We start from the raw sequence: 7,908 nt of genomic DNA on the forward strand, positions 1-7,908 counted from the left end.
TGGCGCGGCCGGCCGCGCGGCTGCCGCCGACGTCGTGCAGCAGGTGCAGGCGCCAGCCGCCCTCCGGCAGCGCCATGCTCTGCCACAGCAGCGGCGCCGGCTGCGCCGGCATGTCGATGCGCATCACCTGGCCGCCGTCGTCCAGCGTCTCCAGCACCCGCCGCTTCGCCGGCAGCAGGGTCTGCTGCGCGTACTGGCGGGTCGCCAGCAGTTCGTCGCGCTCGCGCGCGCTGAGTGGCTGCAACTGGCGGTAGCGCCACACGTCGCGGCTGGACAGGAACACCACGCCATGGCCGTCGCTGACCAGCACCACGTCGGGCACGCGCAGCCATTCGTGCTCCAGCGCGGCCAGCTCGATCTTGATCACGATCACCCCGAGCGGGCGTCCATGCGCGTCGAGGATCGCCTGCGAGAGGAAGTAGCCGGGCACGCCGGTGGTCATGCCGATGCCGTAGAAACGGCCCTTGCCCTGCGCCAGGGCCTGCTTCACGTACGGGCGGAAGCTGTAGTCGGCGCCGACGTTGCTGCTGGCCAGGCGCCAGTTGCTGGCGGCCAGGGCCACGCCGTTGGCGTCGATCAGGGTCAGGGTCGAGGAGCGGGTGACGTCGTTGGCGCGTTCCAGCTTCAGGTTCAACTGCTGCTGGGTGGCTGTGTCCAGCGGATGGGTCAGGGCGTCGCGCAGTTCCGGATCCAGCGCCAGCACCTGCGGCAAGGTGCGGTAGCGGTCGATGCGCTGCTGCAGGGTCTGCGCATACAGCTCCAGCTGTTGCCGCAGTTGCACGCTCTCGGCGCGCAGCGCGCGCTGTTCGGCGACGTGCTGCGCCGACAGCATCGCCAGCACCATGCCGCCGACGATGACGACCAGCAGCAGGATCAGGCGACGATGGCGCAGGAGCGAGGGCATGCGGAAGAACGCGGCGACCGGGACCGCATCAGCTTAGAGGGTGCGCCGCCGTTTGCGGCATGCGGCGGAGATGGCTGGCGTCGCGGAGCGCCAACGAGCCGAAACCGCCGGCAGGTGCAACGGCGATCGCATCAGGGAACGTCGCCGGTGTCGTCTTGCGGATGTGCCGCGAACACGCTGTGGGCGGCGAGGCCGCATCACCCAAGGGGCCTTGGCATCGCCGACGCCCCTCCTGCGGCTCGCTGCGCAGCCTTTGCGGCTGGCGCAGCGGGGTGCACGCCGGCCGATCGCCTCGGATCGGCCGGCGAGCGTTTGCTCAGAACTGGACCTGGGCGCGGACGTCCAGCGAGTTCGGCTTGACGTGCACGCCGGCGCGTTCGGCATCGGCGCGCACGTAGTTGACCTGGAACTTGAAGTGGCTGGTCAGGTACCAGTTGGCGCCGAAGGTCCAGTCGTGCTGGCGGCCGCCGAGCACCGTGCCGTCGTCCAGGTCCAGGCGGCTGTAGCGCGCCAGCAGCTCGACCGCGCCGTAGGCGTTGGCCGGCTTGATGTTGCCGACGTTGCCGGCGCTGTACGGCCGCGATTCGCCGGTCAGCACGTAGCTGGCGAACACGTACTGGCCGTCGGCGGTGTAGTCGGGGCGGCCGTTGTCGCGGGTCACGTCGGCGCGCAGCGCCTCGCCCTGCATCGAGAACGGTCCCTTGATCCAGATCGCCTCCAGGCCGGTGCGGCGCACCTGGTCGACGTCGACCAGCGTGCCCGAATCGATCAGGCGCACGTCGGTCAGGCCGGCTTCCGGACGCGCACGGAAGCGCGCGCGCGGGCTGAAGCTCACGTCCAGGCCGTTGTGGTAGCCGCGCGGATTCTCCTGCGAGTAAGCCAGGCCCAAGTGCAGCACGTCGCCGTCGGCCTTGAACGGGGTCCACACGCCGCGCACCGCCTGGGTGGTGCCGGGGTTGTCGCCCTGCAGGTCCTTGCCGCCGTAGGCGCCGGCCTGCAGCAGGTATTGCGGACGCTCGAAGGTCCACTCCACGCCGGTACGGCGGCCCTGGTAGATGGCCTGCACCGGCAGCGCCACTTCCATGAAGCTGTCCGCGCGCGAGCTGGTCACGCCTTCCAGGCCCACCGGCACCTTGATGTAGCCCAGGCGCACCTTGCCGTAGTCGGCGCCGAACAGGGCCTTGGTCTCGAAGCGGAAGAACACGTCCAGCCACAGCTTGGACTGGAAGTCGAAGTACACCATCGCGTCGTACACGCCCTTCTTCTTCAACGTGGCGCCGAACTCCTTGCGCCGGAACGCGTTGTCGTCCTCCAGGCGACCGTCGTCGTTGGAGAAGTTGTTCCAGTCGTAGGCGTAGTTGCCGGTCACGGCCAGTTCGGTGCCGTCGTTGAAGGCGACCTTGGTCGGCCAGTCGTCGAAACCGTTGGCGGCGACGGCGGGAGCGGCGGCGGTCAGGCCCAGCGCAGCGAAGAGGAGAGTGTGGCGCATGATGGAGTCGTCTCGGTAAGGAATGAAGGCGCGGCAGTCCCCGGCCGGGCTGGTGGTGCCATGGATGGCGCGGGCAGTGCGGCGGTGGACCGCACGCGAACGGCGAGGCCGCTGCGACGCGGACACGGTGCCGGACGCGATGCCCCCTGCATGCAATAGCGGACGCGCCCGGCCGTTCTTTACGGCGATGTTGCAGTCCTGCGACGCCGTCTCCCCCTGAAGACGTGCGCTGCGATGGCGGCCACGCCGCCATCGGCCGCGAGGGGCGGCGTCTGCGTGCGGCGTTGCGTCAGCCCTTCCGTGAGCCTGCCGCGCCACTGTAACCGCGTCGACACGGCGCGGCGCCGGGCCTAGTACCAATAGGTTATCTGCTTAGACGCTGGCGACGCGTACAAAGGCAGCATTCCGCGACCCGCGTCGGGTGGGCGGACCGTCCCGGAGCGCCTTCGATGCATATCTCAACTTCCCCGGCCAGCCCTGCGCCGCGGCCGGTGCCGTTCTACCGGCATACCTACGTCCAGGTGCTGGTGGCCATCGTCATCGGTGCCGTGCTCGGCCATCTGGAGCCGCAGTTCGCCACGCAGCTCAAGCCGCTGGCCGATGCCTTCATCAAGCTGGTGAAGATGATCATCGCGCCGGTGATCTTCCTGACCATCGTCACCGGCATCGCCGGCATGACGCACCTGAAGACGGTGGGCCGGGTGTTCGGCAAGGCGATGGTGTACTTCCTGTTCTTCTCCACCCTGGCGCTGGTGGTGGGCATGATCGTCGCGCACGTGGTGCAGCCCGGCGCGGGCATGGACGTCAACCTGGCCACGCTGGACCAGAGCAAGGTCGCCAGCTACGTGCAGAAGTCGCACGACCTGACCCTGGTCGGCTTCCTGATGGACATCATCCCCAATTCGCTGCTCGGCGCGTTCACCGGCGACCAGGTGGTCAACGGCAAGCTGGTCGGGACCAACGTGCTGCAGGTGCTGTTCGTCGCCGTGCTGTTCGGCGTGTCGCTGGCCATGGTCGGCGAGCGCGGCAAGCCGGTCCTGAACTTCCTGGAGGCGTTGATCGCGCCGGTGTTCAAGCTGGTGCACATCCTGATGAAGGCCGCGCCGATCGGCGCGCTGGGCGCGATCGCCTACACCATCGGCGAGCACGGCCTGCACTCGCTGGTGCAGTTGGCCTGGCTGGTCGGTTCGTTTTACGTCACCTCGCTGCTGTTCGTGGTGGTGATCCTCGGCGCCGTCGCCTATCTGTGCGGCTTCTCGATCTTCAAGCTGATCCGCTACCTCAAGACGGAACTGTTGCTGGTGCTGGGCACGTCCTCGTCCGAATCGGCGCTGCCGTCGCTGATGGAGAAGATGGAGCGCGCCGGGTGCGAGAAGTCGGTGGTCGGCCTGGTGGTGCCCACCGGTTACTCGTTCAACCTCGATGGCACCAACATCTACATGACGCTCGCGGCGCTGTTCATCGCGCAGGCCACCAACACCGAACTCACTCTGGGCCATCAGATCACGCTGCTGCTGGTGGCGATGCTCAGCTCCAAGGGCGCGGCCGGTGTGACCGGTGCCGGCTTCATCACCCTGGCGGCGACGCTGGCGGTGGTGCCGGAAGTGCCGGTCGCCGGCATGGCGTTGATCCTGGGCGTGGACCGCTTCATGAGCGAGTGCCGCTCGCTGACCAACTTCATGGGCAATGCGGTGGCCACCGTGGTGGTCTCGCGCTGGGAGAATGCGCTGGATCGCGACCGCCTGCGCCTGGCGCTGGATGGCGAGGCCGTGCCGCTGCCGGCGGTGGCGGCCGAACCGCTCGCCACGCGCTGATCCCTTGCATCACACGACGCGCCGGCCTTGCCGGCGCGTTGCTTTTTTCCTGCTCCCAAGGCCGTGGCGACAGCCGCCAGACAGGACCGCTCCCGCGGCTGGGGGTAGAATTCCGGGCCTCCGCGCCTTTCGACAAAAGAAGCCCTCGATGTCAAACGACGATTTCAAACAGGCCGCCCTCGACTATCACCGCCAGCAGCCGCCGGGCAAGATCAAGGTCTCCGCGACCAAGCCCATGCTGACCCAGCGCGATCTCTCACTGGCCTATTCGCCGGGCGTCGCCTTCGCCTGCGAGGCCATCGTCGCCGATCCGAAACAGGCCAGCGAACTGACCGCGCGCGGCAACCTGGTGGCGGTGATCAGCAACGGCACCGCGGTGCTGGGCCTGGGCAACATCGGCCCGCTGGCATCCAAGCCGGTGATGGAAGGCAAGGGCGTGCTGTTCCAGAAGTTCGCCGGCATCGACGTGTTCGACATCGAGATCAACGAGAACGACCCGGACAAGCTGGTCGACATCATCGCCAGCCTCGAGCCGACCTTCGGTGGCATCAACCTGGAAGACATCAAGGCACCGGAGTGCTTCATCGTCGAGCGCAAGCTGCGCGAGCGCATGAACATCCCGGTGTTCCACGACGACCAGCACGGCACCGCGATCATCGTCGGCGCGGCCGTGCTCAATGCGCTGGTGGTCACCGGCAAGAAGATCGAAGAGGTCAAGCTGGCCACCACCGGCATGGGCGCGGCCGGCATCTCCTGCGTCAACATGCTGGTCTCGCTGGGCCTGAAGCCGGAGAACATCCTGGCCCTGGATCGCGACGGCGTGATCCACACCGGCCGCACCGACCTGGACCCGGACAAGGCGCGCTACGCCCGCGATACCGACAAGCGCACCCTGGCCGAGATCGTCGAGGGCGCGGACATCTTCCTCGGCCTGTCGGCCGCCGGCATCCTCAAGCCGGAGATGGTGGCGACGATGGCGCCGCAGCCGGTGATCTTCGCCCTGGCCAATCCGAATCCGGAGATCACGCCGGAGGCAGCCAAGGCGGTGCGTCCGGACGCGATCATCGGCACCGGCCGTTCGGACTATCCGAACCAGATCAACAACGTGCTGTGCTTCCCCTACCTGTTCCGTGGCGCCATCGACGTCGGCGCCACCGGCATCAACGAGGAAATGAAGATCGCCTGCGTCAAGGCGATCGCGGCGATGGCGCGGCGCGAGGCCTCCGACCTCGGCGCGGCCTACGGCGGCGAGACGCCGAGCTTCGGTCCCGACTACCTGATCCCGCGGCCGCTGGATCCGCGCCTGCTGGTCGAGCTGTCCTCGGCGGTGGCGCAGGCGGCGATGGATTCGGGCGTGGCCACGCGGCCGATCGCCGACATGGCCGCCTACCGCGACAAGCTCAGCCAGTTCGTCTACCGCACGAGCCTGATGATGAAGCCGGTGTACGACCGCGCCCGCGCCGACAAGCAGCGCGTGGTCTATGCCGAGGGCGAAGAGGAAGTGGTGCTGCGCGCGGTGCAGAGCGTGATCGACGAGGGCCTGGCGTTCCCGATCCTGATCGGCCGTCCCGACGTGATCGAGGCGCGCATTCAGCGCCTGGGCCTGCGCATCACCGCCGGCGTGGATTTCGAGATCACCAACATCCACGACGATCCGCGCTTCAACGACTACTGGCAGTACTACCACGCGCTCACCGAGCGCCGCGGCGTCACCGTCACCGCGGCCAAGGAACTGATGCGCTCGCGGCCGACGCTGATCGCCGCGGTGATGGTCGCGCGCGGCGAAGCCGATGCGCTGCTCACCGGTGTGGTCGGTCGCTTCCACAAGAAGCTCGGCTACGCGCGCAGCGTGATTCCGCTGGAGCCGCGGGTCAGTTCGACCTCGGCGATGACCGGTGTGATCAACCAGCAGGGCGCGTTCTTCTTCGTCGACACCCACGTGCAGGAAGATCCCAGCGTGGAGCAGATCGTCGAAGCCACGCTGCAGGCCGCCTATCGCCTGAAGCTGTTCGGCATCGAGCCGAACATCGCGCTGCTGTCGCATTCCAATTTCGGCAGCCACGATTCGCGCGACGCGCTGAAGATGCGCCAGGTGCGCGAGGCGCTGCTCAAGCGCAAGCCCGAGCTCAACATCGACGGCGAGATGCAGGGCGACACCGCGTGGGACGAGGCGCTGCGCAAGCAGATCATGCCCAACAGCACGCTGAAGGGTCGCGCCAACCTGTTCGTGCTGCCGAACCTGGAAGCGGCCAACATCGCCTACAACCTGGTGCGCGTGTTCACCGACGGTGTGGCGATCGGCCCGATCCTGATGGGCATTTCCAAGGCGGTGCACATCCTCACCACCAGCGCCACCTCGCGCCGGGTGATGAACATGACCGCGATCGCCGCGGTCGACGCGCAGATCCGCAAGCAGCTCGAAGCGGAAAAATAAGCCTTTACGCGGCTTCCAGCCCGCACCGGCCCGCATGACTGCGGTGCCGGTGCGGCTGCACGTGCTGCAGCGGCGCTTCGGGCGTGCGCACACGGCACGGCTGGCAGCACGGCTGCCGCCCTCATGTCTTCAGGAGATCCGCTCGCGCGCTGCGCGCGCCTCACGTGCGAGTCGTGCACGAGGCCGTGCCTGAGCGCGCGATGTCGCCGCAGACGGAATGAGTAGCACGGAAGGCGGCCGCGGTTGCGCCAGGGGCAGTGAGGGAGTGGCGCTGAAGCGGCAAGAGTGCCGCAACCGCTGCGCCGGATTGCGGCGAGATCAGCGAAAGGGCGGGGCTGGAAGCGGTTTCATATTGGGGCGACAGCGAGTGTCGCAGTGCGAGTCGCGTCTTCACTCGCAGCCGGCACCTGGGCTGCGCGGGGTCGAGCCGGGCACGGGGACGGCGCCAGTGGCGCCGCGCCGCGCTCAGGCCATGCGCTTGCCCACCGGCAACGGCAGGCTGTCGCTGTCGGTCTGGTTCAGCTTGGACGGCTTGCCGGTCAGCAGCACATACGCATCGACGCCGGTAAGTTCGGCGATCTTCAGCAAATGCCGGGCATTGGGAACCGAACGGTTGTTCTCCCAATGACCCAGAGTGCTATGCGCCACGCCCAGCAAGGCGGCAAGCTCGCGCAGTGTGAAACCGGCATTTCGCCGCGCCTGCATCAAACGCACACCTATATCCACGAGACACCTCAAAGCGGCATGTCGGCGCCGCGTGATGCCAGCATAGTGGTGCGTTGGTTCCGTATCAAGCGAACCGGAAAGGCGCGTGAAAGGACCGCCTGGGGCCGCCGCCGCGCACCGCGCCCGTGGCGGGACGGGCTGCTAGAATCGCCTGTCCCTTTTTGCCGTGTCCCCACCGCCATGAGCCATACCGCCACCGCGCCCGCCAATGCCCAGACGCGCTACGAGGTGCGCCGCGCCGACCTGCCGCTGAGCTGCCCGACCCCGGAGATGGCGCTGTGGAACTCGCATCCGCGGGTCTACCTGCCGATCGAGGACGAGCCGGGCCTGGAAGCCAAGTGCCCATACTGCGGCGCGGTCTTCGTGCTGGTCGACTGATCCGGGTTCGATGCACCGCCTGACCGTGGTGCAGCTGCTGCCGGCGCTGGAGTCCGGCGGCGTCGAGCGGTCCACCCTGGAAATCGCCCAGGCCCTGGTCGAGGCCGGGCATCGCGCCGTGGTCGTGTCGGCCGGCGGCCGGCTGCTGCCGGCGCTGGCCGCC

Annotated in this window: 6 protein-coding genes and 1 pseudogene; 4 read left to right on the forward strand and 3 right to left on the reverse strand. The window is 68.0% G+C overall.

Features of this window, described 5'->3' with window-relative positions:
• Together D588_RS0121040 and D588_RS0121045 are read right to left on the reverse strand one after the other, a co-directional pair.
• The coding region (locus D588_RS0121040; protein WP_017917401.1) for a cache domain-containing protein at positions 1–904 on the reverse strand (904 nt) is incomplete at its 3' end.
• A 316-nt stretch (positions 905–1,220) separates the two neighbouring features.
• Entirely contained in the window at positions 1,221–2,393 is a 1,173-nt protein-coding gene (locus tag D588_RS0121045) for a porin (RefSeq protein ID WP_017917402.1), read from the reverse strand.
• Between the two features lie 449 nt (positions 2,394–2,842).
• On the opposite strand from D588_RS0121045, the gene D588_RS0121050 reads away from it, so the two are divergent.
• Together D588_RS0121050 and D588_RS0121055 are read left to right on the forward strand one after the other, a co-directional pair.
• Positions 2,843–4,207, forward strand: coding sequence for a dicarboxylate/amino acid:cation symporter (locus tag D588_RS0121050; RefSeq protein ID WP_026143958.1), 1,365 nt, complete (start codon positions 2,843–2,845; stop codon positions 4,205–4,207).
• Positions 4,208–4,355: 148 nt separating this feature from the next.
• Positions 4,356–6,641, forward strand: coding sequence for an NADP-dependent malic enzyme (locus D588_RS0121055; RefSeq protein WP_017910606.1), 2,286 nt, complete (start codon positions 4,356–4,358; stop codon positions 6,639–6,641).
• 465 nt (positions 6,642–7,106) lie between these two features.
• Here D588_RS0121055 and D588_RS0121060 read toward each other — a convergent pair whose 3' ends face one another.
• Positions 7,107–7,367 carry a helix-turn-helix transcriptional regulator gene (locus D588_RS0121060; RefSeq protein WP_225851569.1) on the reverse strand — a complete coding sequence of 87 codons (261 nt, stop codon included), beginning with the start codon at positions 7,365–7,367 and terminating at the stop codon, positions 7,107–7,109.
• A gap of 180 nt (positions 7,368–7,547) precedes the next feature.
• Here D588_RS0121060 and D588_RS0121065 point away from each other — a divergent pair, with 180 nt between their 5' ends.
• Positions 7,548–7,745 carry a zinc-finger domain-containing protein gene (locus D588_RS0121065; protein WP_010344507.1) on the forward strand — a complete coding sequence of 66 codons (198 nt, stop codon included), beginning with the start codon at positions 7,548–7,550 and terminating at the stop codon, positions 7,743–7,745.
• A 10-nt stretch (positions 7,746–7,755) separates the two neighbouring features.
• Positions 7,756–7,908: pseudogene (locus D588_RS27420) on the forward strand (glycosyl transferase); the annotation flags it as partial.

Source organism: Xanthomonas sp. SHU 308, from assembly GCF_000364645.1.
GTDB lineage: Bacteria > Pseudomonadota > Gammaproteobacteria > Xanthomonadales > Xanthomonadaceae > Xanthomonas_A > Xanthomonas_A sontii.

Bases quoted from the DNA above. Each gene is read 5' to 3' on its own strand.
- D588_RS0121045 (WP_017917402.1), bottom strand. From the start codon at position 2,393: ATGCGCCACACTCTCCTCTTCGCTGCGCTGGGCCTGACCGCCGCCGCT.
- D588_RS0121050 (WP_026143958.1), top strand. From the start codon at position 2,843: ATGCATATCTCAACTTCCCCGGCCAGCCCTGCGCCGCGGCCGGTGCCG.
- D588_RS0121055 (WP_017910606.1), top strand. From the start codon at position 4,356: ATGTCAAACGACGATTTCAAACAGGCCGCCCTCGACTATCACCGCCAG.
- D588_RS0121065 (WP_010344507.1), top strand. From the start codon at position 7,548: ATGAGCCATACCGCCACCGCGCCCGCCAATGCCCAGACGCGCTACGAG.